Source organism: Sphingosinicella sp., from assembly GCF_041916975.1.
Classification (GTDB): domain Bacteria; phylum Pseudomonadota; class Alphaproteobacteria; order Sphingomonadales; family Sphingomonadaceae; genus Sphingosinicella.
On the sequence record NZ_JAYRYK010000001.1, the window covers coordinates 1,652,215 to 1,675,782 of the forward strand.

At 65.7% G+C, this 23,568-nt stretch carries 26 protein-coding genes; 11 read left to right on the forward strand and 15 right to left on the reverse strand.

Features of this window, described 5'->3' with window-relative positions; translation table 11 throughout:
- Window positions 1-31 precede the first annotated feature (31 nt).
- Window positions 32-2,473 carry a TonB-dependent receptor gene (locus ACE3TJ_RS07670; protein ID WP_374595470.1) on the forward strand — a complete coding sequence of 814 codons (2,442 nt, stop codon included), beginning with the start codon at window positions 32-34 and terminating at the stop codon, window positions 2,471-2,473.
- Between the two features lie 58 nt (window positions 2,474-2,531).
- On the opposite strand, the gene ACE3TJ_RS07675 is transcribed toward ACE3TJ_RS07670, so the two are convergent.
- Together ACE3TJ_RS07675 and ACE3TJ_RS07680 are read right to left on the reverse strand one after the other, a co-directional pair.
- Window positions 2,532-3,089, reverse strand: a complete 558-nt coding sequence (locus ACE3TJ_RS07675; RefSeq protein WP_374595472.1) for a tetratricopeptide repeat protein — start codon at window positions 3,087-3,089, stop codon at window positions 2,532-2,534.
- Between the two features lie 61 nt (window positions 3,090-3,150).
- Window positions 3,151-3,348: a YdcH family protein gene (locus ACE3TJ_RS07680; protein ID WP_374595474.1), complete on the reverse strand. Its 198-nt coding sequence runs from the start codon at window positions 3,346-3,348 to the stop codon at window positions 3,151-3,153.
- A gap of 245 nt (window positions 3,349-3,593) precedes the next feature.
- Here ACE3TJ_RS07680 and ACE3TJ_RS07685 point away from each other — a divergent pair, with 245 nt between their 5' ends.
- Window positions 3,594-3,752, forward strand: a complete 159-nt coding sequence (locus ACE3TJ_RS07685) for a YdcH family protein (protein WP_374595476.1) — start codon at window positions 3,594-3,596, stop codon at window positions 3,750-3,752.
- Between the two features lie 45 nt (window positions 3,753-3,797).
- Here the strand turns inward: ACE3TJ_RS07685 and ACE3TJ_RS07690 are convergent, their stop codons facing one another.
- From ACE3TJ_RS07690 to ACE3TJ_RS07725, 8 genes are all read right to left on the reverse strand, one after another.
- Window positions 3,798-4,469, reverse strand: coding sequence for a tetratricopeptide repeat protein (locus ACE3TJ_RS07690; protein ID WP_374595478.1), 672 nt, complete (start codon window positions 4,467-4,469; stop codon window positions 3,798-3,800).
- Window positions 4,466-4,837 carry a cytochrome c-type biogenesis protein CcmH gene (locus tag ACE3TJ_RS07695; RefSeq protein WP_374595480.1) on the reverse strand — a complete coding sequence of 124 codons (372 nt, stop codon included), beginning with the start codon at window positions 4,835-4,837 and terminating at the stop codon, window positions 4,466-4,468. Before ACE3TJ_RS07695 ends, ACE3TJ_RS07690 begins: the two co-directional genes overlap by 4 nt.
- Complete coding sequence (locus ACE3TJ_RS07700) at window positions 4,834-5,373, reverse strand: DsbE family thiol:disulfide interchange protein (RefSeq protein ID WP_374595482.1); 540 nt, start codon at window positions 5,371-5,373, stop codon at window positions 4,834-4,836. The genes ACE3TJ_RS07695 and ACE3TJ_RS07700 overlap by 4 nt, the downstream gene beginning before the upstream one ends.
- On the reverse strand, window positions 5,370-7,262 hold the full coding sequence (locus tag ACE3TJ_RS07705) for a heme lyase CcmF/NrfE family subunit (RefSeq protein WP_374599349.1): 1,893 nt from the start codon (window positions 7,260-7,262) through the stop codon (window positions 5,370-5,372). The genes ACE3TJ_RS07700 and ACE3TJ_RS07705 overlap by 4 nt, the downstream gene beginning before the upstream one ends.
- A gap of 105 nt (window positions 7,263-7,367) precedes the next feature.
- Window positions 7,368-8,219 (reverse strand): diacylglycerol kinase family protein, encoded by an 852-nt coding sequence (locus ACE3TJ_RS07710; protein ID WP_374595484.1) that lies wholly within the window; start codon window positions 8,217-8,219, stop codon window positions 7,368-7,370.
- 35 nt (window positions 8,220-8,254) lie between these two features.
- Entirely contained in the window at window positions 8,255-8,713 is a 459-nt protein-coding gene (gene ccmE / locus ACE3TJ_RS07715; protein ID WP_374595486.1) for a cytochrome c maturation protein CcmE, read from the reverse strand.
- A complete protein-coding gene (ccmD, locus tag ACE3TJ_RS07720) occupies window positions 8,710-8,844 on the reverse strand; it encodes a heme exporter protein CcmD (protein ID WP_374595488.1) in 135 nt (44 codons plus the stop codon). Before ccmD ends, ccmE begins: the two co-directional genes overlap by 4 nt.
- Window positions 8,841-9,563, reverse strand: a complete 723-nt coding sequence (locus tag ACE3TJ_RS07725; protein WP_374595490.1) for a heme ABC transporter permease — start codon at window positions 9,561-9,563, stop codon at window positions 8,841-8,843. The genes ccmD and ACE3TJ_RS07725 overlap by 4 nt, the downstream gene beginning before the upstream one ends.
- A 169-nt stretch (window positions 9,564-9,732) precedes the next feature.
- Here ACE3TJ_RS07725 and ACE3TJ_RS07730 point away from each other — a divergent pair, with 169 nt between their 5' ends.
- From ACE3TJ_RS07730 to ACE3TJ_RS07740, 3 genes are all read left to right on the forward strand, one after another.
- The gene (locus ACE3TJ_RS07730; RefSeq protein ID WP_374595492.1) at window positions 9,733-11,871 is read left to right on the forward strand and encodes a M3 family metallopeptidase; all 2,139 of its coding nucleotides are present in this window, start codon (window positions 9,733-9,735) and stop codon (window positions 11,869-11,871) included.
- 159 nt (window positions 11,872-12,030) lie between these two features.
- Entirely contained in the window at window positions 12,031-12,636 is a 606-nt protein-coding gene (locus tag ACE3TJ_RS07735; protein ID WP_374595494.1) for a PEP-CTERM sorting domain-containing protein, read from the forward strand.
- Window positions 12,637-12,927: 291 nt separating this feature from the next.
- Window positions 12,928-14,373, forward strand: a complete 1,446-nt coding sequence (locus ACE3TJ_RS07740) for a DEAD/DEAH box helicase (protein ID WP_374595496.1) — start codon at window positions 12,928-12,930, stop codon at window positions 14,371-14,373.
- 56 nt (window positions 14,374-14,429) lie between these two features.
- On the opposite strand, the gene ACE3TJ_RS07745 is transcribed toward ACE3TJ_RS07740, so the two are convergent.
- On the reverse strand, window positions 14,430-15,488 hold the full coding sequence (locus ACE3TJ_RS07745) for a hypothetical protein (RefSeq protein ID WP_374595498.1): 1,059 nt from the start codon (window positions 15,486-15,488) through the stop codon (window positions 14,430-14,432).
- A gap of 157 nt (window positions 15,489-15,645) precedes the next feature.
- On the opposite strand from ACE3TJ_RS07745, the gene ACE3TJ_RS07750 reads away from it, so the two are divergent.
- Window positions 15,646-16,167, forward strand: coding sequence for a DUF2061 domain-containing protein (locus tag ACE3TJ_RS07750; RefSeq protein WP_374595500.1), 522 nt, complete (start codon window positions 15,646-15,648; stop codon window positions 16,165-16,167).
- Window positions 16,164-17,435 (forward strand): MgtC/SapB family protein, encoded by a 1,272-nt coding sequence (locus ACE3TJ_RS07755; RefSeq protein ID WP_374595502.1) that lies wholly within the window; start codon window positions 16,164-16,166, stop codon window positions 17,433-17,435. Before ACE3TJ_RS07750 ends, ACE3TJ_RS07755 begins: the two co-directional genes overlap by 4 nt.
- Here ACE3TJ_RS07755 and ACE3TJ_RS07760 read toward each other — a convergent pair.
- Entirely contained in the window at window positions 17,422-18,429 is a 1,008-nt protein-coding gene (locus ACE3TJ_RS07760; protein WP_374595504.1) for a DUF6607 family protein, read from the reverse strand. The genes ACE3TJ_RS07755 and ACE3TJ_RS07760 overlap by 14 nt on opposite strands.
- 17 nt (window positions 18,430-18,446) lie before the next feature.
- Entirely contained in the window at window positions 18,447-20,627 is a 2,181-nt protein-coding gene (locus ACE3TJ_RS07765; RefSeq protein ID WP_374595506.1) for a TonB-dependent hemoglobin/transferrin/lactoferrin family receptor, read from the reverse strand.
- A 105-nt stretch (window positions 20,628-20,732) separates the two neighbouring features.
- On the opposite strand from ACE3TJ_RS07765, the gene ACE3TJ_RS07770 reads away from it, so the two are divergent.
- Window positions 20,733-21,173: an addiction module antidote protein gene (locus ACE3TJ_RS07770; RefSeq protein WP_374595508.1), complete on the forward strand. Its 441-nt coding sequence runs from the start codon at window positions 20,733-20,735 to the stop codon at window positions 21,171-21,173.
- On the opposite strand, the gene ACE3TJ_RS07775 is transcribed toward ACE3TJ_RS07770, so the two are convergent.
- A complete protein-coding gene (locus ACE3TJ_RS07775; RefSeq protein ID WP_374595510.1) occupies window positions 21,156-21,719 on the reverse strand; it encodes a hypothetical protein in 564 nt (187 codons plus the stop codon). The genes ACE3TJ_RS07770 and ACE3TJ_RS07775 overlap by 18 nt on opposite strands.
- Before the next feature lie 19 nt (window positions 21,720-21,738).
- Between ACE3TJ_RS07775 and ACE3TJ_RS07780 the strand changes: the two genes are divergently transcribed.
- The 3 genes from ACE3TJ_RS07780 to ACE3TJ_RS07790 are packed head-to-tail and all read left to right on the forward strand — an operon-like array spanning window position 21,739 to window position 22,879.
- Entirely contained in the window at window positions 21,739-21,978 is a 240-nt protein-coding gene (locus tag ACE3TJ_RS07780) for a hypothetical protein (RefSeq protein ID WP_374595512.1), read from the forward strand.
- Between the two features lie 59 nt (window positions 21,979-22,037).
- Window positions 22,038-22,202 carry a Flp family type IVb pilin gene (locus ACE3TJ_RS07785; protein WP_374595514.1) on the forward strand — a complete coding sequence of 55 codons (165 nt, stop codon included), beginning with the start codon at window positions 22,038-22,040 and terminating at the stop codon, window positions 22,200-22,202.
- Between the two features lie 59 nt (window positions 22,203-22,261).
- Entirely contained in the window at window positions 22,262-22,879 is a 618-nt protein-coding gene (locus ACE3TJ_RS07790; RefSeq protein WP_374595516.1) for a glutathione S-transferase family protein, read from the forward strand.
- 19 nt (window positions 22,880-22,898) lie between these two features.
- Here the strand turns inward: ACE3TJ_RS07790 and ACE3TJ_RS07795 are convergent, their stop codons facing one another.
- Window positions 22,899-23,480: a TetR/AcrR family transcriptional regulator gene (locus tag ACE3TJ_RS07795; protein ID WP_374595518.1), complete on the reverse strand. Its 582-nt coding sequence runs from the start codon at window positions 23,478-23,480 to the stop codon at window positions 22,899-22,901.
- Window positions 23,481-23,568 lie beyond the last annotated feature (88 nt).

A 23,568-nucleotide genomic window follows, 5' to 3' on the forward strand; every position in this document is an offset into this window, starting at 1 on the left:
CCGCGATCCATCAAACAGGGAGTTCGTTAAAATGATCGCGCGTCTTCTGTTCACCGCAGCGGCGGTTACGCCGTGGCTCATCCATGCCGCACCGGCCTTTGCCGAAGAGGCGGCCGACGCCTACGAGGCGGTCGACACCAGTGACGCCATCGTCGTCACCGCGCGCCGCCGCGCGGAAAATCTTCAGGACATTCCGGTCGCGGTCGCCGTCGTCGGCGGCGAGGCGCTCGATGCGCAGGGCACCTACAACATCAGCAAGCTGACGCAGTTGCAGCCGACGCTGCAATTCTTCTCCACCAATCCGCGCAACACGTTCATCAATATCCGCGGCATCGGCGCACCGTTCGGCCTCACCAACGACGGCTTCGAGCAGGGCGTCGGCGTCTACATCGATCAAGTCTATTACAACCGCATCGCCTCGGCGACGCTCGATTTCGTCGACGTGGAGCAGATCGAAGTGCTGCGCGGTCCGCAGGGCACGCTCTACGGCAAGAACACCACCGCCGGTGCGATCAACATCACGACGCGCGCGCCGAGCTTCGAATTCGAAGGCAAGGCGGAAGTCTCGCTCGGCAATTACAATTTCAAGCAGGCCAAGGCATCGATCTCCGGCCCGCTCACGGAAAACCTCGCGGCGCGTCTCAGCCTGTCGAGCACCGATCGCCGCGGCACGATCTACAACGTCGCTACCGACACGTGGATCAACTCGCAGGACAATATCGGCATCCGCGGCGCGCTGCTGTGGGAACCGAGCGACACTCTCAGCATCACCTTCGCGGGCGATTTCAATCTTCAGAATCCGATCTGCTGCGGCCAGATCTACGCCCGGGTCGGCACAACGCAGCGTGCGCTCAATCGCCAATATGCGGCACTCACCGCGCTGTTCCCCGGCTATCAGGTGCCGAGCACAAACCCGTTCGATCGCCTGACCGATCTTGATGCGGATATCGCAGCGCGCAACGAGCTTGGCGGCGCGTCGCTCCGCGCGGAGTGGGATCTCGGCGCGGGCACGCTCACGTCGGTCACCGCGTGGCGCTATTGGCACTGGGGGCCCAAGAACGACCGCGATTTCACGGGACTACCCGTCTACACGAAGGTCAACAACCCGACTGTTCAGAACCAGTATACGCAGGAGCTGCGCTACGCCCACGAAGCGGAAAAACTGGATTTCGTCGTCGGCGCGTTCGCCTTCTATCAGGAAATCCGTACCAGCGGCATTCAGGAGACGGGTCCGGCGGCAAGCGCATGGCTGCTCAATCCCACGAACGCACTGTCGCGCAACCCCGCGGTGCTGAACGGCATCGTCGCGGAGAACGATATTCGCCTCGACAATCTCAGCCTTGCCGCGTTCGGCAAGGTGAACTGGCATGTGACCGATGCGCTCACGATCTCGCCGGGCATCCGTATCAACTACGACAAGAAGGAAGGCCTCTACGATTCCGTCGTGATCGGTACCGCCTCCGATGGCACGCGCCAGCTCATCACCAATGATCCGACACATCCGTATTACACCGATCCGTGGACGGCGGCGCAGCGCGGCACGCAGGCATCACAGTTTTTCGAGCCGAACTTCAGCGACTGGAATCTCTCCTACGATCTCAACATCGCCTACGAGGTCACGGACGATATCCTCGCCTACGCCACCTATGCGCGCTCGTTCAAAACGGGCGGCATCAATCTGAACGGCGTTCCCAGCCGGTCCGATGGCACACCGGCGCTCGACGTTGCCCAGATAAAGCCCGAGAAGGTCGATCACTTCGAAATCGGTCTGAAGACGCAGTTCTGGGATCGCGCGGCAACCTTCAACGTCAGCGCCTACTGGACCGAGATCAACGACTTCCAGGCCAGCGTGATCAGCAACGTCAGCGGTAGCAACGTGCTGCGCGGCTATCTGGCGAATGCCGACAAGGTACGCGTGCGCGGTATCGAGGCGGATTTCTCGGTCCGTCCGTCGGAACGCTTCAACGCCTATCTCAGCGGCGCGTTCACGGATCACGAGTTCGTGAAGTTCGTCGACGCGCCCTGCCCGCCCGAGCTGGCAGGCGGCGGCACGGGCACGCCGGCAGGCCCCGCTGCAACGCCGGGCGCCAACAGCCCTGCGAATTGCAACGTGTCCGGCCAATGGCTGCCCGGCGTTTCCAAATGGGCGTTCTCATGGGGTGCGGAATACAATGTTCCGGCAACGATCCTTGGCCGTGAAGGCGAAGCGTACCTCGGTTATGATGCGAACTATCGCTCGAAGTTCTCATCGAACGCCTCGCGATCAATCTACACGGACATCAGCGGCTACTCGCTGCACAACTTCCGTGCCGGTTTCCGCACCGAGAGCTTCGACATCTTCGGCTGGGTGCGCAACGCCTTCGATCAGAACTACTTCGAATCGCTGGCGGTCACGCCCGGCAATACCGGTCTGATCTCAGCGCAGCTTGGCGACCCGCAAACCTGGGGCGGCACGATCAAGTTCACGTTCTGAACCACCCTGTGACCCTGCGGGCGGCTCGTCCGGCTTCATGCCGGGCGGGCCGCTTGCTTTATTGCTCAATCACCTTGAACCGGGTCAGCTCGTGCGCCGGTTCTGCCCAATCGGGTTTCAGCGCCGCCGCCTGCCGATAATCATCGTAGGCTTCGCGCACCCGGCCGAGCTTCTCGTGCGCGACACCGCGCGCATACAGCGCGATCTCGGGCCGGTTCGGCGTCAGCGCGATACCACGCGACAGCAGATCGACGGCAAGCGTCTCGCTGCCACCGCGGTGCAGCACCGCGATCCCCTTGTTGATGTAGGCTTCGGCAAGGTCGTCATCGATGCCGAGCGCCGTGTCGTAGTCGGCAATTGCATTGGCATAATCGCGGCCCTGCATGAACAGGATGCCGCGGTTCACATGCGTCGCCGCCCGCTCGGAGCTGGAGAGCGCATCCTGTTTCAGCGCAAGGTTGCAATCCGCAAACGCCGTGCGCCCGGCCCGGTTGAACTCGGCCGCCTCGTAGCATTTGCGGGCATAGCCGTCGCCAAGGATGGTCACGGCCGCGTCAGCGGCCCCGGCGGCGGGAACCACGGCCAGAACGGCCGCGAACCACAATCTCTTCGTCATGGCACCACCTCCCTGTCAGGGAAACGATGCAGCACAGTTTACACCTGAAACGCGACCAATCCTAGGCGATGATATCGGGCAGCAGCTGATCGCGCAGACTCTCGATTTCATCCTTCAGCCGCAGCTTGCGCTTCTTCATGCGGGCAAGCTGGAGCTGGTCGCTGCCCGGCAGGGCGCGGATGGCATCGATGGCGGCATCAAGATCGCGGTGTTCCTCGAGCAGCGACTCGAGGCGCTCCTTCACGTCGCTTTCATCCACGTTGCCTGCACTCCGTCCGCCGGTTCGCGAGTCGTCTGGTCATGGCGCTACCATAAGCGCGCGCGCCGCGGCTGCGAGTCGTTTTGATGCGCCGGTGGCATATCGGCCAGATTCTGGGGATGAACAGCCCTCTCTCACCACAGATTGTGGTAAATGCGCGCTTCACCTCTTCCCCGCTGACAAGCGTTTCGAAATGTGTTCCACTCGCTCATCCTGATGCACTTCAGAGCAAAGGAGATCGGACTATGGTCGACACATACCTGGCTGCGCTTTCGGAAAAACACGCCAATCTTGAAAGCCAGATCAATCAGGAAGTCCACCGACCGCTGCCCGACGAACTTCTCATCGCACAATGGAAAAAAGAAAAGCTGAGGCTGAAGGAGGTCATAGCCGGCATCCGCTGAGGCGATTGCCGCGCTGACGGGCACCCGCCCGCAGACCCTTTTGGCTTAACGCTGTTCGAGCGCGGGCGCGTTGTCGTCCGCGCCCGGAAAGCGGCCGCCATCGATGCCCGCCGCCATCATTGCGCGCGCGCCGCGCATGAGCCGTTCGAGTTCGGGCCGGTAAGGTGCATCTTTCGGGCTGCGTGCATAAAGGTCTTCCCACACCTTGAGCGCCTCATCGGGTTCGCCCGCCTGCAGCCATGCGAGCCCGAGGAAGTAGGGCGGGCCGGGATGATCGGGCGCGATCGCCGAGGCGCGTCCAAACGCCAGCCGCGCTGCCGGCGTGATGAAGCCGTCGGCATGGCGCGTCAGCGCGTTGCCGAGCCCGACCCACAGATCCGGTACGTCGGGCATCGCCTTCGCGGCCATGCTGAGACCTTCAATGGCCTGCTCGGTCTTGCCCTGGTGGCTGAGGATGTCGGCGAACAACAGCCACGCGCCGACATCGCCCGTGTTCTGCAGGAGCCGCTGGCGTGCGGCTTCGAGTTGTGGCGCGGCGTTCGCATCGATCGCACGCGGCGGCGCGGGCTTGCTCGGCAGCGCCGGATTGCTCGTCAGCAGATAGCCTGCCAGCCCCACGGCGAGCGCGAAGCCCACCGGCAGCAGCGGCATCTTCATCCGCCACAGCGCCGCGCCGGTCAGCAGCGTCAGCACCGCGATGGCGATCCAGCCGCTCATGCACTCTTCCTCCGGTAAAGCCGCCACACGGCGACGGCGCCGATCGCAAGGAACAGCAACGGCGCCGCCCACAGCACGAGGTTCGCGCCCGTCTTCGGCGGATCGAAGGTCACGTAGTCGCCGTAGCGGCTGACGAGGTAGGATTTCACCTGTTCGGGATTCTCGCCCGCCGCGATCCGCTCGCGCACGACCGTGCGCATGTCCGCCGCCATGTCGGCATCGCTGTCGGCGATCGACTGGTGCTGGCAGACGAGGCAGCGCAGCTCGTGCATCAGCGTACGCGCCGCCGCTTCCTGCGCGGGCGGCAACGCCGGCCCCTCGGCAGCAGCCGTGAGCGCGAGAAAGGCGAGCGGCAATAGCGCCTTCATGAGCTCTTCGCCTCTTCGATATCCCTCAGGATCTCCGCAACCTGCTCGGGCCGGATCTGGCCGATATACTGCTTGCGGATGACGCCCTTGCCGTCGATCAGGAACGTCTCGGGGAGGCCCGACGCGCCGAGATTCAGCACCGCCTTGCTGTTCGGATCCATGCCAATGCGGCGGAACGGATCACCGTGGTCCTTCAGGAACGCCGTGATGTTCTCGGGCGTGTCGCGCACCGCGATGCCGTGGATCACCACGCCCTTGTCGGCGAGTTCCTTCAATTGCGGCGCCTCGACGCGGCACGGCGCGCACCAACTCGCGAACAGGTTCACCAGCGTCACCGTGCCTTGCCGAAGATCACCGTCGTTGAGGCCGGGGTGCAGTTCGTCCATGCCGACAAGGTCCATCGCGGGGACAGGTTTGCCGACCATTTTGGAAACGATCACGCGCTGCTGGGGCTCGCCCATGCGGTAGACGGCAAGCGCGACGAAGCCGAGAAACATGACGAGCGGCACGATCAGCGCGATGCGTCTTGCGGTCATTCCGTGCCCTCCCGCCGCCTGCGGCCCTGTCTGATCGAGACGAGCCCGCCGAGTGCCGCCATCATGCCGCCGATCCAGATGAGCGCAATCATCGGCTGCCACACCAGCCGCACCTGCCAGCGCCCGCTGCCGTCGCCGGGTCCGAGCACGGCATAGAGGTTGCCGGTGAGACGTGGCCAGATGTCAGTTTCCGTCGTTTCGTTGCCGGGGTTCACGAACGTGCGGCGTTCCGGGGCCAGTACCGTGGTTGCGCCCGGCCCGATCACGCTGATGACGGCGCGGATCGCCGTATAGTTCGGCCCCGCCGCGGGTGTGATGTCATCGACCTGCGCCGTATACGGGCCGGCACTCAGCCGTCCGCCGGGCGCGAGATTCGCCAGCGTCTCGATCGTCCCCGCGCCGCTCACCGCGATACCAAGCGTGGTGACGGCGATGCCGAGGTGCGCGAGCGCCGTGCCCCATACGGTCGCCGGAATGCGGCGGACGCGCTTCAGTTTCCGTCCGCGGAAGATCATGACGCTCGCCGCCGCAAGCCACGCCGATAGCGCGACGCCAGCGAGCGCGAGCGGGCTCCGCATTCCGAGCGCCAGCGCAATCCCGATCGCTACGATACCGAGCACCAGCGCGGGCACGAGCCGCCGCCCGAGTCCCGCCCAATCCATCGCCCGCCAGCGCATCAGTGGCCCCGCCGCCATCACCGCGACGAGCGGCAGCAAGAGTGGCAGCAGCGCCGTCTGAAAATAGGGCGGACCGACGGAGACCTGCTCGCCCGTCGCGGCTTCAAGCAGCAGCGGATAGAGCGTGCCGAGGAATACGACTCCGAGCACCGCCGAGAGGATAAGGTTGTTGACGACGAGGCCGCCTTCGCGGCTCACCGGCCGGAACGGCGCGCCCGCCGTCACCGTGCCAGCGCGCAGCGCATAGAGCGTCAGCGCGCCGCCCACGTAGATTGCCAGCAGGACAAGCAGGAAGATGCCGCGCTCCGGATCGACCGCGAAGGCGTGGACCGATGTGAGGAGGCCGGAGCGCACGATGAACGTGCCGACCATGCTGAGCGAGAAGGCGACGACCGCGAGCAGCAGCGTCCAGTTCTTCAGTGCGCCGCGCGCCGCGAGCACGCCCACCGAATGGAACAGCGCCGTCGCCGCTAGCCATGGCATCAGCGAGGCGTTCTCCACCGGGTCCCAGAACCACCAGCCACCCCAGCCGAGCTCGTAATACGCCCAGAAGCTGCCGAGCGTGATACCCGCAGTCAGGAAACTCCACGCGCCGAGCACCCATGGCTTCACCGCACGCGCCCATTCCGGCGTCACGCGGTTCAGCAACAGTGCCGCCACCGCGAACGAGAAGGTGACCGAAAGCCCGACATAACCGATGTAAAGAAGCGGCGGATGGAACGCGAGGCCGGGGTCCTGCAGCAGCGGGTTCATGCCCGAACCCTCGATCGGTGCGGGCACGATGCGCGCGAACGGGTTCGAGGCGATCAGCAGATAGGCATAGAAGCCGAGTGCGATGAAGCCCTGCGCGGAGAGCATCACCGTACGGAACCGCTCACCGAGGCCCTTCGCGCGGATCGCAGCGAGCGCGCCGAACACGGCGAGCACCGCGACCCACAGCAGCATCGAGCCTTCGTGGTTCGCCCACACGCCCGTCCACTTGTAGAGTTCGGGTTTGGCGGTGTGGCTGTTGCCCGCAACGAGCGCGACCGAAAAATCGGATTTCACGAACGCCCACGTCAGCGCCGCAAAGGCGACAGCGCAGAGCACACCCTGCAAGAGCGCGGCCGGCACGGCAATGCGCCCACCATCGGCGCGAAAGCCTGCCAGCGCCTGCGCGAGCGCAAGCCCTGCGGCCAGCCACAAGGCTGCATGGCCGATCTCGGGAATCACTGTTGGCGCCACCCCGGAATTTTCATTGTCAGCGCCTTAGCACCGGCGCGCGCGCAATGCAGCCCGCTTGCGCGCTTTCGTCACGCCTGCAGCGGCGGGAAGCGCTTACGCGTAGTGAATGATGCCGTCGTGAATGCTTATCGTGGTGGGGAGGGCGGTGACGGTGTCACCGTCCGCCTGTACCGGGACGCCCGCATCGCTCGATGCGCTCAGCGTGCCGAACGGCTGTGCCACGACACCCGGCAGGCGGTCCACCTGCTTGCCGCGCAGCAACGCCCACATGAACCGTGCGTAGTCTCGCCGCCGCGCACGGGTCAGAGCGACGAGATGCAGCGTCTCGTCGTTGATCGAGGCGGTGCGTGCGAAGCTCCACGGCCCCGCGAAAAACCGGCCTTTGGCGACGTAGAACGCCTCGCAGGCGATCCGCCGCCCATCGACATCGAGCAGGATCCGCGGGCGCGGCCAATGCCACAGCACGCTAAGGAATGCCGCGCCATAGGCGGCGCGGCCGATCCAGCGCTTGAGGCGCGACGACACGCCGGCCACCGCATAGCTGTCCGGCCCCGCACTCGCGCAGACAAGAAAAAGCTGCTCACCGATGCGCCCAGCAAAGCCCCTGCGTCTGCGATCCGCACACGACACGCGCTCGACGAACGCGTCGGGATCGATCGGGTATTCCGCTTCCCGCGCCAGGAGATTTACGGTCCCGGCAGGATAGGCACATACCGGCACATCAGCCTTTGCCTGCCGTAGCGCCGAAACCACGTGCCGGAGCGTGCCATCGCCGCCCACGACGCACACAAGGCTGAGATCGTCGGCAAGCGCGATCGCCGTGCCCGGCGCGCTGCGCCCGTAGGCGAGCGTATGGCTGCGCTTCCGAAACGCCGTTTCGAGCGCAAGGATGCGCTGCGGCGAAAAACCGCCCGAAACCGGGTTCGAAATGATCTGGACGGTCATCGCGAAAACGATGCCGGTGTAAGGTGAAGAAAACTCTAAGGCGTCGGTTTCTCGGGTCGCGCCTTCGCAGCCGCCTCGGCCTTCTCAACGGCCTTCGCGACCTCCGGCGGCATGTATTTTTCGTCGTGCTTGGCGAGCAGCGTTTCGGCCTTGAACGTCCCGTTCGCGTCGAAGCGGCCGTCAGCGATCATGCCCTGCCCTTCGCGGAACAGGTCGGGCACGATGCCGGTGTAGTCCACCGGCACCGATTCGAGCCGGTCGGTGACGCGGAAATGGATAGTGAGCCCGTCGGCGCTGCGCGTCAGCGAGCCCTTCTCGACCAGCCCGCCGAGCCGGATCGCCTGCCCCGGCGCCACACCCTTCGCCACCACGTCGGCGGGCGCATAGAAATACGCCGCCTGATCCTGCAATGCAGGCAGCGCAAGTGCCGCCGCGATGCCGAGCGCCGCCACAGCTGCGCCTGCGAGCGCGAGCCGCTGGTGCTTGGGCTTCATCGCCGTTCTCCCCGCAGCGCGTCCGCCGCCTTTTCGGCGCGGCGCATCGAAAGCCAGCTCCACAGCACCACGCCGCCGATGCCGACGGCGCCCACGGCATAGGCCGCGATCACGAAGGGCAACGCGTTCATGCCGCATCTCCCGCAAGCCGCGCCCGCCGCGCGGCGATGCGCTGCTCGGCGATGATCGCGCGCATCCGCATCAGCACCGCCGCTGCCATCAGCAGGCCGAGTCCGGCGGCGCTCGTCAGCAGCGGATAGAGCATGTCAGGATGGATGCTGGAGCCCCGGAGCGTGATCGAGGCGGATTGGTGCAACGTGTTCCACCATTCCACCGAAAACTTGATGATCGGCAGGTTGATGAGGCCGACGATGGCGAGCACCGCCGCCGCCCGCGCCCCCCGGCTGCGCTCGTCGAACGCGCCTGCAAGCGCGACAACGCCCAGGAAGAGGAAAAACAGCACCAGCATCGAAGTGAGCCTGCCGTCCCAAACCCACCATGTGCCCCACGTCGGGCGGCCCCAGATCGATCCTGTGAGCAGGCAAACGCCCGCATAGACCGCGCCGACCGGCGCCAGCGCCTCCAGCGCCACCTCGGCGAGCGGATGCTTCCACACGAGGATGGTGATCCCCGCGATGCCGAGCCCGAGGTAGCTCCCCATCGAGATCCACGCGGTCGGTACATGCAGGTACATGATGCGCACGCTTTCGCCCTGCAGATAGTCGGGCGGCGCGCGGAACACGCCCCACCACAGCCCCGCCGCTGTCAGCACAAGGCCGAGCGCGAGCGCCACCACCGTCAGCGGGCGGGCAATCGTCAGAAACCGGGCAGGATTTGCGAACCGATGCATCGACCTGTCTCATAAGCACTGTTTGTCACCGCCGCCAGCGCTTGCGCTTGGCGGCCTCAGGCGTCAATTATGGCGGCATGTCTGCCGTCTGGCCAAGCGAGCGCATTGTCACAGGTCAAATCCGGGTGACGCGCACGGGTGCGGCGGCGATCCCCGACTGGAGACCCCCATGCTTCGTTCCTGCCTTCTCACCGGCGCCGCCGCGCTTGCCATGACCCTCGCCCTTCCCGCGTCTGCCGAAACGCCGCCACCTGCTGCTATTTCCGATGCGGCAGTCAATGCGCTGCTCGCCGAATGGACGGGCCCGAATGGCGGTGTACCGCCGTGGGATAAGGTGCAGACGCCCCTGTTCAAACCGGCGTTCGACAAAGCCTCGGCGCTGTTGCTCGCCGAGGTGGACGCCATTGCGAACAATCCTGCCAAGCCCACCTTCGCGAACACGCTCGAAGCCCTCGAAAAGAGTGGCGAAGCGCTGAACCGCCTCGCCACGCTGTTTTTCGTGATGAGCTGGAGCAAGAACGATCCCGCGCATCAGGCCATCTCGGCAGAGCTTCTGCCCCGCTTTTCGGAGGTGGAAGACAAGGTGAACTTCAACCGCAGGCTCTTCGAGCGCGTGAAGGCCGTTTACGACGCGCGCGAAACGAGCGGCCTCAACGCCGAACAGAAGCGCCTCGTTGAAAAGAGCTACGAGAATTTCGTGCGCAGCGGGGCAAGCCAGCCGCCCGAAAAGCAGGCCGAACTCGGCAAGCTCAACCAGCAGCTCGCCACACTCTTCAACGATTTCAGCAACAAGGTGCAGGCTGACGAAGACACATGGGTCACGCTCGGCGAGGGCGATCTCGGGGGCCTGCCGCCCGCGCTCGTCGCCGGCTACAAGACGGCCGCCACGGAGCGCAAGTTGCCGGGCTATGCCGTCGTCAACACGCGCTCGGCGGTCGATCCGTTCCTCACCTTCTCCAGCAATCGCGCGCTTCGTGAAAAAGTGTGGCGCGCCTTCATCATGCGCGGCGACAACGCGAACGCGAACAACACGCACGAAGATATCCGCAAGATCGTGAAGCTGCGCGCCGACCGCGCGAAGCTGCTCGGCTATCCGAGTCACGCGCACTGGCGCATGTCGGACACGATGGCGAAAGACCCGCAGAAGGGCCTCGATCTCCTCATGCGCGTCTGGCCCGCGGCCCGCGCGCGCGTCGCCGAGGAAGTGGCTGACATGCAGAAACTCGCGAACAGCGAGGGCGCGAAGATCACGATCGAACCGTGGGATTATCGCTACTACATGGAGAAGGTGCGGAAGGCGCGCTACGACCTCGATCAGAACGAGTTCAAGAACTATTTCGAGCTCGAGAACATGATCGCCGCCTCCTACCACATGGCGGGCAAGCTCTACGGCTACAGCTTCAAGGAGATCACCGGCACGCTGCCCATGTTCCACCCGGACGTGCGCGTCTATCACGTTACGAACACGGCGGACGGCACGCACGTCGGCTATCTCTACCGCGACGATTTCGCCCGCCAGTACAAGCGTTCGGGCGCGTGGCAGAGCACCTATCGCGGGCAGGACAAGCTCGGCGGGCGCCAGCGCGACGCGATCGTTTCGAACAACAACAATTTCACGAAGGGCGCGCCGGGTGAGCCCGTGCTCATCAGCCTCGATGACGCGCGCACATTGTTCCACGAGTTCGGCCACGCGCTCCACGCGCTCGCCAACGACACCACCTATCCCTCGCTCGGCGGCACGCCGCGCGATTTCGTGGAGTTCCCGAGCCAGGTGCACGAGAACTGGGTGCTGACGCCCGAAATCCTCGATACCTACGCGCGCCACTACAAGACCGGCGCGAAGATGCCGCAGGCGCTGATCGACAAGTTGAAGGCCGCAGAGACCTTCAACCAAGGCTTCGAGACGGTCGAGTTCCTCGGCTCGGCCATCGTCGACATGAAGATCCACATGGACCCGTCGGGCGTGATCGAACCTGCGCAGGCCGAAAAGACCATCCTCGGCGAGATCGGGATGCCGAGGGAAATCGTCATGCGGCACCGCCTGCCGCAGTTCGGCCACTTGTTCTCGTCGGACGCGTATTCGGCGGGTTACTATTCGTACCTCTGGTCGGACGTGATGGCGGCAGACGCGTGGGCGGCGTTCGAGGAAGCGGGCGATCCGTGGGATGCCGCGACGGCGAAAAAGTTCAAGGACATCATCCTTGCAACCGGCGACGCCATCGACCGCGCCGAGGCATACCGTGCGTTCCGCGGTCGCGATCCGCAGGTCGAGGCGCTGCTGAGGAACCGGGGCTTTCCGACCGATTGAGCGGGCGCGGAAAGTGTCGGAGACTCTTACGAAAGTTATTGAAAATCACTCGCAAATATAGGATTCCTGCGGGACTCCGGCAGTTGGCACGTCACTTGCTTCATTTCGCCTGTGTACCGGGAAGGCATATGTCAAATGCCCCCGACGAGGAGACGAGTTATGAAAAAGTATCTTCTTTCCGCCGCCGCCGTTGGCGCCGTCGCAGCGTTCAGCGCTCCGGCCAACGCCGCGCTGATCACCTGCCCGGCCGCTCACATCGCGGACGGCACGTCCAAGGTGTTCAACGGCAGCAACAGCGCCGTTTCGGCCTGCCAGTACGACAACGCCACCGGCACCAGCACGGTCGCCAACCTGACCAACATCAACGCTTCGGCCTTCTATGGTTTCAGCGACTGGACGGATAACGGCCAGACGCAGATCAACCTCGCCGACGGCGCTGGCGGTTCGGGCACTTGGACGATCAACGGCGTCGATTTCGCCGCTTACGATTACCTGATCGTGTTCAAGAACGGCAACGGCACGCACCTGACCGCGTTCACCTTCAACGAAGAGTTCTCGTCGGGCGGCTGGTCCACACCGTTCACCGATCCGCCGTTCGACCTGCCGGGCGCGAGCAAGTCGCATGACGTGTCACACTACTCGATCGTGAAGCGCTACAACCCGACTGAAGAGCCCCCGGGCGAGGTTCCCGAGCCCGCGATGCTCGGCCTCTTCGGGCTTGGCCTGATGGGTGTCGGCATGGCGCGTCGCCGCCGCCGCGGCTGATCAGACGGTCTTCGTCACGCAAACGGGCGTCCGGAAACGGGCGCCCGTTTTGCGTTTTAGGCGCTGCGCCTTGACGCCGCCACATTTCTCCCCCACATGCCGCCGTGACCGAACGTCGGCCGATAAGGCCCTGACGCGCCCGGCGTGATCGCTTCCTTCGGGGATTGAGCGCGCGTCTTCAGACGGTTCGGCCCACCGGCTTCCCCTCGTCACGCGGGTCGTCACGACACCGCTTCGCGTCCGCGCGCCGTTTCGGCTGCGCGGCACGGACATGTTTTTTGAAAGATTGAAATGACCGATTTTCTCCAGTTCGGCTTGGGCGAGCGTATCGAAAAGGCGCTCACCGAAGCCAACTACACCGTCCCGACGCCGATCCAGCGGCAGGCGATCCCGATCCTGATGAAGGGTCATGACCTGCTCGGCATCGCGCAGACGGGCACGGGCAAGACCGCCGCGTTCGCGCTGCCCTCGCTCGATTACCTGTCGCAGACCTACAAGCCGCTGAAGGCGCGCACGTCGCGTATGCTGGTGCTGGCGCCGACGCGCGAGCTTGCCAGCCAGATCGCCGAATCCTTCCGCACCTACGGCAAGTACCTGCGCCTCACCATCACCACGGCGTTCGGCGGCGTGCCGATCGGCCGTCAGATTCGCGCGCTGCAGCGCGGCGTGGACATCCTCGTCGCCACCCCCGGCCGCCTGATCGATCTTGTCGACCAGAGCGCGCTCGATCTTTCGCAGGTCGAGGTGTTCGTGCTCGACGAAGCCGACCAGATGCTCGATCTCGGCTTCATCCATGCGCTGCGCCGCATCGTCCGCATCCTGCCGAAGAAGCGCCAGTCGCTGTTCTTCTCGGCGACCATGCCGCCCGCGATCGCCGATCTTGCCGCACAGTTCCTCACCGAACCGCAGAAGGTGGAAGTGAAGCCGCAGGCGACGACCGCCGAGCGCGTCGCGCAGCGTGTCATCCACGTGAACGCCTCGGAAAAGCAGGCTCTGCTGACGCTCCTGCTGCAGGATCTCGGCGCGGACATGGATCGCGGCCTCGTCTTCACGCGCACCAAGCACGGCGCCGACCGCGTCGTCCGCCACCTGAAGGGCGCGGGTATCGCTTCGGAAGCGATCCACGGCAACAAGTCGCAGCCGCAGCGCGAGCGTGCGCTCGGCCTGTTCCGCTCGGGCGAAATCAAGATCCTCGTCGCCACCGACATCGCCGCGCGCGGTATCGACGTGCCGGGCGTGAGCCACGTCTTCAACTTCGAGCTGCCGAACGTGCCCGAGCAATATGTGCACCGCATCGGCCGCACCGCGCGCGCGGGCCGCGAGGGCATTGCCATCGCGCTGGTGTCGGACGGTGACGAGCGCACGTACCTGCGCGATATCGAGCGCCTGATCCGCCAGAAGCTGGAGCCGATGCCGCTTCCCGAAAACTTCCTGACCCGCGCCGCGGCGATCGCAAAGCCGGTCGCGCGCACCGGCGAGAACAGCGGCGACCAGCGCGGCTTCTCGCACGGCGAGCGTCGTGACGGCCGCCGCGATGGCGGCCATCGCGGGGGCCCGGGCGGCGGCCATCGCGGCGAGCGTTCCGGCGGCGGCGAACGCCGCGAAGGCGATCGTGACGGCCAGCGCCGCCATTTCGGCGCGCCCAAGCCGAAATATTCCGCAAAGCCCGCGCACGGCGGCGGCAACAGCGGCGGTCGCGGCAATCCCGGCGGCGGTCAACGCCGCCAGGGCCGCTAACCCGGACTCCCTCCCTCTCCCCGGCGGGGAGAGGGTCGGGGGAGAGTGGCTGACCCCTACCTGTTCTTCTGCTGATATTCCTCGCGCACGCGCTGCGCGAGCCGCCCGCTCGCAATATCGTCGTAGGTGGCGATGTTGTTCGAGAGGCCGTCGGACTGCTGCCGCGCGATGCTTTCCATGTCGCCTGAATATTGCGGCAGGAAATACCAGTGCTGCGCGGGCTGGGCGTTATAAAGCGTGCGGAACTTCTCGATGATCTCGCGTTCGGCGATCATCCGGTCGCGCTGCGCCGCCGCGCCGCGCTGCGTCATGTCACTCACCTTCACCGTTTTCGGCCGCATGATGTCCCACCAGGCGAAAGGCAGCGCCGGATCGATTTTCTGCGCCTCGGCGACCATCGCGTCGCCGGCGGCCTCGCTCGGCGCGGCGCGCGCGGCGATCACCAGCAGCGTCGCATCACCCGTCTTGCGCGCCAGCGCCTGCATACCCTCCACAAGCTGCGTGCGTCCCGTCACCGCGTTGCCGCTATCGAAGTAGAGCTGCGCCGCATCCAGCTTTTTCGGTGCATAATTCGCGTAGAGCGTCTGCATCTCGGCGAAGGCCTTCGCCGGGTTGCGCTGCGCGTTCTGGTAGACCCAGGCATTGCTGAAATGATCCTGCGCCGATTCGGGATCGTCGATGATCATCTGGGGCTGCGCCATCTCGTGGAGATCGCCCACCTGATCGCGGATCACGGCGGTATCTTCCTTGATGAGCCCGAGCTGCCGCCCCACGGCTTCGGTCGCGGACTGCCCCTGCCCCACCAGCATGAGGAGAATGAACGCCGCGGTCGCGAACAGGCCGAAGCGGAAGGCATCGCACTGCGTGCACTGCACCACCTCTTCCACCGCCGTGTCGTCCGCCGCGTTCACTATGAACGCGCGCTGGAAACAGAGCAGCCCCGCAACCGCCGTCACCACCGCGAAGATGATCACGAGCACATCGGCGGAGAGAAATTCCGCGAAGAAGTTCACGAGGTCGCCGAACAGGCCGACCGCACCGCCGATAAGCGCGAAGAGCGATGCTCTCGCCGGCCAGATGATCCGCTTGACGATACCGATCCGCGAGTCCGCCATGCCCCACTCCCTCGAATGCCGCGTCGTTTCCCTGACATAACAAGCGCGTAGCGGCGCATCCACCCCTTGCGGAAACCTTGTGTCAGGATTTTCGTGCTTTCTGCGTGGCGGCGCTATGCTAGTTGGCCGTGTGGGGGCAGGCGGTTACGGGAAAGCGATGACGGTGAGGGAAAGCAGCGCGAACACCGTCCACGCGCACGAGAGCCGCGCGCGCAGCCTTGCGAAGGCGATCTCGTGGCGGTTCGTAGGCACGCTCGATACGCTGATCCTGTCATTCCTGGTGCTCACTTTCCTCGCCCCGCATTTCGGCGTGCGCGAAACCGCGACGCAGGCCGAAAATCTGCACACGGCGGGCTACATCGCGCTTGCCGAGGTGATCACGAAAACACTGCTGTTCTTCCTTCACGAGCGCGTGTGGTCGCGGATGCGCTGGGCGGTGTGGACCGATCGGCACGGGCGCCGCATCGAAGGCCTGCGCCGCAGCGGTTCGAAGGCGGCGAGCTGGCGCATCCTTGCGAGCCTCGATACTGCGCTCCTCGCGCTGCTCTTTACCGGGCATCCGCTCACCGCGCTTACCATCGGCGGCGGCGAGGTGGCGACGAAACTGCTTCTTTACGTGCTCCACGAACGCGTGTGGGACCGCATCCCTTATGGCCGCGCGAAGGGCTGGCACACATGACCGGGCTCGCCACCCTCGCCGATCTCGGCATCGCGCTTGCGCTCGGCCTGCTCATCGGCGTCGAACGCGGCTGGAGCGCGCGCGGCGAGCCCGCAGGCGGCCGCGTCGCGGGTTTCCGCACCTTCGGCCTCCTCGGGCTGCTCGGCGGGCTCTCCGGGACAATGATGTCCAGTGCGCTGCTGCCGGCCGTGCTGCTCATCGCCGCCGCCGCGCTCGCGCTGGTCGCGGGCTACGTGCGCGACATGGCGAGGGATGCCAACGCGAGCGTCAGCGCGACCACGACGATCGCCGGGCTCATCACGCTCGCGCTCGGGCTGCTCGCGACGACGGATCAGGTGCTCGTCGCCTCCGTCTCGGCGGGGGTCATGGTGCTGCTGCTCTCGATGCGCGAGGAGCTGCACGCCTGGATTCGCGGTCTCAGCGCCGCCGAGGTGAAGGCGGTGGCGCGCTTCGCGCTCATCTCGATCGTGGTCTGGCCGCTGCTGCCTGACGCCGCCTATGGCCCCTATGATGCCTGGAACCCACGCGACATCTGGCTCGTCGTCGTGCTCGTCTCGGGGCTCTCGTTTATCGGCTATGTCGCTGCAAAGCGCTTCGGCGAGGTGCGCGGCACGCTCGCCACGGCGGCGGCCGGCGCGCTCGTTTCGTCCACGGCCGCCACGGCCGCCCTCGCGCGCCGCCTTGCCGAAGGTGATGATCCGCCCGCCCCTGCCATCGCGGGCATCGCGCTCGCAGGCGCGGTGATGATGGCTCGCACGCTCGTCCTCGCCGCCGCGGTCGCGGGGTTCGTCGTGCCGACGCTGGCGTGGGTCGTGGTGCCGGGCGGGCTTGCTGCGCTCGCCGCCACGGCGTTCGTGATGCGGCACAACAAACATGCGCCCTCGCGTGCAGCGCCGATGACCTCTGCGAACCCGTTCGACATTCTCCCCGCGCTCGGCTTTGCCGCGCTCATCGCGGGCGCAGCGCTGTTCGCGCGCTGGGCGGAGGCGCGCTACGGCGAGGCCGGGCTCGGCGTCATCATCGCGCTCACCGGCACGTTCGACGTCGACGCCGCCACGGTTACGCTCGGCGCGCTGCCGGCGGGCAGCCTCGATCCCGTCACCGCGGGTGCGGTGCTCGGCGTGCCGATCCTGCTCAACACGGCGTTCAAGGCCGCGATCTGCATCGGACTCGCCGGCTGGCGCAAGGGCTGGGCCGCCGCCGCGACGCTGATGTTCAGCTGCGCGGCAGGCGGGATCGGCCTCGCGGCACTGGTTATTGCGGGGTAGCGGCCCGCGGCGGCTGCACCGTCGCCTCAGTGATGAGCTTGCGTGCCTCGGTGATTGCCGCAGCATCCTTCAGCTTGCCGACGTTCACCTCGTCGGCGATCTCCAGCAGGCGCCCGGAGATGACGGTGCCGGTGTCAGCCTTCTCGGCGATGTGAATGCCGCCGCGCTTCGCCGCGACCTCGTCCCAGATACCGCGCACGGCCGCCCAATAGGCTTTCGTCTTCGCCCAGTAATCGTCGGCGGCCTTCACGTTGTAGCCGTCGAACTTCGTGTAGGTATTGAGCACATATTCCTGCACGATCGGGAGCAGCTTGCCGTTTTCCTCGGCCATCTTGGTGTTGTCCTGCCAGTGGATCCAGCCGGTCGGCGTCGGCTGGTGGCGGTTGATCGAGAAGTAGCGGTCGTACACCGGATTTCGCACCGCGTCGCGGCGCGCGAGCGGCCGCCACGTCCAGTTGGAACGCCAGCGGCGAATGCCCGCCTGCGTTTCCCACTGGCCCCACCCGGCGTAGCGCGGGCTGTCGTCCACCTGCCATACGGTCTGCGACCAGCGCCCCGCGCGCATCCGCTCGGGCACCTCTTCCCACACCCAGTTGCCGTCGCCAGCGTACACGAGCACCTTCGCGGGCTCGTAGTCCCAGTCCTGCCGCCAGTGCTTGATGATGAAGGGCTTGTCGTTCTCGTCCTCCACCACGAGCAGGTGCTGCAGCACGATGCGGCGGCCGGTGTCCTCGATCACGCGCACGACCTCGTGCCCGCCCGACCTTTTGGGTTCGAGCGGCGTGTAGTCCGTCGTCCACGGCGTCGATTCCTGCATCTCGAAGCGCACGCGGTAGTTTCCCGCCATCGCGAGAATGTCGGCGCGGTCGGCATCGAACGATGCCTTCTCCGTGGCGGCGGTGCGCGCGGTGACAGGCGCATCGGCAAGCGCGGGCGAAACGGCAATGGCGAGCGCGAAGAGGCTTGCGCCCAGGGTCTGGTAGATCGGTTTCATGATACTCATCCTTGGGCTTAGAAGCGGAACGTCGCGGAGACGCTCGCGGTGCGTCCGGGCTGCGTGTAGGCGTCCTTGATCGCGGAGCTGTCGCCGACGCCGCGCACATCACTCCACCACGCGTATTTCTTGTCGGTGATGTTGAAGATGCCCACGCGCAGAGTAACCGCCTCGCCGATCCGCACGAACGCGGTCGCGTCGAAGATCAGGAAATCGCCCGGCCGCCAGCAGGCGGCGCTGCAGGCGCCGACACTATCGCCGATCGATTTCTGCGCGCCGAATGTCGCGATCAGCTGCCCGCCGAAGCGGCCTTGAACCTCCCGGTAGCCGATCCCGGCCACGACCTTCAGCGGATCGATCGTGTCGAGCGGCGATTTGACGCCGGCCTCGTTGGTCAGCGTGCCGTCGGCGTAGCTGACCGCGAGCGTGCCGGTGAAACCGCCCTGTTTTACCTCCAGCTTCGCCTCCGCGCCGTCCACCTTCGCTGCGTTGACGTTCACGAACTGGTAAATGGCGGGGTCGGCGGGCGTGAAGCTGCCGCTCACCATCTTCTGCAGGATGAAGTCGTCGAACTTCGCGTGGAACACGCTCGCCTCGAAACGCACCGCATCGCTCGTCACGCGGAAACCGCCTTCGATGCTTTCGCTCTTTTCCGGCCCGAGGTTCGGGTTAGGGATCGAGGTGTAGCCCGAAGCGAGGTTCGAGAAGAACTGGTTCACCTGGCTCGGCTCGGGCGCCTTGAAGCCGCGCCCGTAATTGCCGAACAGCCGCACCGCCTCGCCGAGCTTCACCACCACGCCGAACTTCGGCGACACGCGGGAATCGCTCTGCCCTGCGCCCGCGAAGGCCGGCAGCAGCGGATCGTCCTGAGGGGAAAGCTTGTAGTGATCGAAACGCAGCGCCGGGAACAGCGTCACGATACCGTCCGCAAAGCTGATCTCGTCGCCCACATAAAGGCCCGCGAGCGTGTAGTCGGTCACCGGGAAGGCACGCGTCGGATACGTCTCGCCGAACGGCGGCACCGTGCCGTCGCGCACGCCCTTCTGGCGCGTTTCGCTGATGTCGCCGCCGAAGCTGATGCGATGCGCGATTGCACCCGTGGAGAAGCCCGCGCGGAATTCCACCGAGGCGCCGATCACGCGGTTGTCGAAGGTGTTGAGCCGGGTGCGGTCCGCCGCGGGGGTGCGGTCTTCCTCGGTATATTGCCGGTCCTTCGCATCCTGCCAGTAGGCGCCGACGCGCGCGTAATCGATCGCGCCTTCGCCTTCCCACGTCCAGTCGGCGGCGGCGCGGACGCGCTTGCCCGTATCCCATGCCTCCAGCCGCTCAACCGTGGCGCTGAGCCCCGAAAGCACGTTCGCATAGAGCGACGTATCGACATACTCGCCGGTCAGCCGAACCGTGTGTCCACCGCCTGGCTCCCACACGAGGCGGCCGAGCACGGCATCGGATTCGCCGTCCTGCGGGTTCGGCGTCGTGCGCAGCGATCCCGTGCCGTCGTCGGTGCCCTTGTTGTCGAGCGCCTTGTAGTCGCGCCGTGTGTAAGCCACCATGCCGGAGACGGTGCCGCCGCGCGCGGCGAGGATCGCCGTTCCGCTATACTCTTCGTCCGCCGAGCTGTACGCGCCGCGCACCAGCCCACCGAAGCTCTGCCCCTCCCTCAATATGTCCGAAGGATTGCTCGTCACGAAGCTCACTGCGCCCGAAAGCCCGTCGCTGCCATAGAGCGCCGAGGCCGGACCGCGCAGGATCTCCACCGATTTCACAAGGCCGAGATCGACATAGTCGCCGCGCCCCACGCCCTGCGCGCCGAAGCTGAAACCATCGGGCACGCGCACGCCGTCCACCTGGATCAGCACGCGGTTGCCGCCGATGCCGCGGATCGTGAAACCCTCGTTGCCCGCGCGGCCCGTGGTGCCGAGCGCGGCGCCGAAGCGTGCGGGCGCGCGGCGCACCGAAACGCCGGGCTCGAAGCGCACGAGATCCTTGATGTCGGTGACGAGTTCATCGGCAATGCGCTGTTCGTCGATGACGGTCACCACCGCCGGCGCGTCGTCGATCGAGATCGGGCTGCGCGTCGCGGTCACCGTGATCGTACCGTCGTCGAGCGCCGCAGCAGCGTCTGCCGCCTGCGCCGCACCCATCGTCATTCCATAGCAAAGAGCGGCCGCCAGCGCGGCCCGCGAAGTTGAAGTCACTGCTACCCCCAAACAAAATGTCACTGTTGTTACTGCAAGTGATTCTCATTAGAATCGATTCTCGACATCTGTCAATGAGACGCATGTGCAATTCATGGAGCCCGAATGACGAACCCGCTCGAGGACCTGCTCAGAAAGCCCGACCTGCGCGATCTCGCGCGCACGCCGATGCACATGGTGATGGGCACGCGGCTGGTGGTTATTTGCCAGCGCGCCGGGCACGACCCGCGCGATGCGCTTGCCGAGAGGCTGGGCAGCCCGCTCGCCGCAACACGGCTCCTCACCGCCGTGCAGATCGTGGGCGATCACTGGCCGGATTGTTTCCTGATCAGCCCGCCCTGCTGCCGGGGATTGGGGCCTGACGAGATGGCGCTGTCGGCAATGACGGCGGCCGCCGCAGCAAACGACCGACTGCGCTTCGATACCGCCTGCCGTGAAATGCTGGACGCCGAGGCGCGCGACGCGACCTATGCGGCGCTCAGCGCCTTCGCCCGCACGCTGCCGCCGCGCACAGCGGCGTCGGCCTGCTCAAGCCGCGACGGCTAGGACCACGTAGGCCGCCATCGCCGCCGCCAGTGCCGCGATCGCTGCGCCGAACGCCAGCCACACTGCGCGGCGGATCAGCTTCGCCTGTCGTTCCGCGCGCGCCTTGTTGGCGCTGATCATCGTCTGCAGCACCTGCGCCTGCTCGATACGCGCGGCCTTCAGTGTGCGGCGCGCAGACGGCGGCAGAGACCAGTGCTCAGGCGCCCAGTTCGCAGGCTCGTTGCCGGGAAAGAAGAACTGGCGCGGCAGCGCCGAAAGGATCGCCATCACTACCGCGACCAGCAGCGCCGCTGCAAGCCCGAGGCCCAGCACCGCGACGAACGTTGGCGGCAGCACCTCCTTCGGCACGGGGTTCGCAATCACAAGTCCGAACACGGCACCCGCAGCCGTGGTCGCAAAACCCGCGAATGTCAGCGCGCGCTGATCGGCGGCGATGCCCGCCTGAAGCTGGCTCGAAAGCAGCAACTCACCCTCGCGAACGACCTCCGCAAGCACCTCCTCGGTCAGCGTTTCGAACGATTTGAAGCCATTGTCAGCCACGGTCATTCCGCCATAGTATCCAATCATGGCAAAGCCACCAGAGTCGAACTGGAAGGTCGGCACCGGCATGGAGGAGGATGGCTCCGCGCCGTCCGCCCCCTATCCGCCGGAAGCGCCCTACGCGCCGCGCAGTACAGCGGCAGCACGCGGCGGTGGCCGCCGCCTCGTCGTCACCATCGTGATTATTATCGTTGTCGCGGCCGTGCTCGGCTATTTCGTCGTCGATATCCTCGAAACCGCGACGAGCGCGATGAAGGGTCGGTAACGCTTCGGCAACCCGCGCGCCCGATACCTTGTGCTGCAACACCGCAGGGGATCGGATCGATGCGTATTTTTCGCCGTCTTCTCGTCAGCCGCAGGGGCGCAACCGCCATTGAGTATGGGCTCATCGCCGCGCTCATCTCGCTCGCGGCGATCATCGCGTTCCAGATGCTCGGCCTCTCGCTGGTCGACGTGTTCAGCAGCATCACCAACGCCATGACACGCTGATCGACACGCTCAAATGTTCCTGATATGTTCCCTTCTTTCCGATTCGAAGGGGATGGATGATGACCGATCTCGTGCTCTACACGAACCCGATGTCGCGCGGCCGCATCGCGCGCTGGATGCTGGAGGAGGCAGGCGCGGATTACCGCACCGAAATCCTTGAGTACGGGTCCACGATGAAGGCCCCAGCCTATCTCGCCATCAACCCGATGGGCAAGGTACCCGCGATCCGCCACGGCGACACGGTCGTCACCGAAGGCGCCGCGATCTGCGCCTACCTTGCCGACGCCTTCCCACAGGCGAACCTCGCCCCCGCGCCACAGAATCGCGGCAGCTACTACCGCTGGCTGTTCTTTGCGGCGGGCCCGCTCGAAGCGGCGATCGCGGACCGCACGCTCGGCGTCGAGGTGCCCGCCGACAAGCAGATGATGGTCGGCTACGGCTGCTTCGCGCATGTTATGGACACGCTCGAGAAGGCCGTCAGCGCCGCGCCCTATATCGCAGGCGACAGCTTCACCGCTGCGGACGTCTACGTCGGCTCGCACATCTTCTGGGGCCTGCAGTTCGGCAGCATGGAAAAGCGCCCCGCATTCGAGGCCTATTGGAAGCGCCTCGAAGCCCGCCCGGCGCACCTGCGCGCCACCGAACTCGACGACGCGGACATGCCGAGCCAAGCATAGCCGAGTTGGCTATCGTGGTTTAGAGCCTAACGAGGCGGTCGATGATCCCGGCCGCCTCTTCCGCCGCAGCTTCGGCCGATTGGCCGGAGAGCGCCGCGAGCCACGACATGCCGATGCCTACCGCCGCGACCGCGCGCACCGTCTCTTCCGGCGTCCCGGCGATTTCGGTGCCGCCAGCCTTCACCAGCGCCTCCACCACCTGCCGCTGTTCGGCGAGATTGCGTTCGATGACGGGTCGCATCGCCGCGCGCAGATAATCGGCCGAAAGCGCCGCCGCCATGAGGTGCAGCATGGCACTGTCCAGCTCGGCGGAGCTGAGCCCGGTCAGGCGCTTTTCCTTCATCAGCCCCGCACGATATTCGGCCCAGTTCCCGGGGATGGGAACCGCTGTCTCGTATGTTGAAAAATGCTCCAGCGCGGCGACGACGAGATCCTCCTTGCTCGCGAAATAGCGATAGATCGTTCCCGCACTGAGGCCCGCGGCCTTTCGGATATGCGCGATGGACGTGCCTTCGACGCCATAAGCGCCAATGCAGCCGAGCGCCGCCTGCAGGATGCGCTCCCGCTGTGCCGTCATATGGGTAGAATCGCGCTTCGGCATTGGATTTCCCGCTCTTCGATGAGGAGGCCTTTACGGCACACATATCAAAATGAACAGAAATTCATTTTAACTTGACGAATCTCTCAGG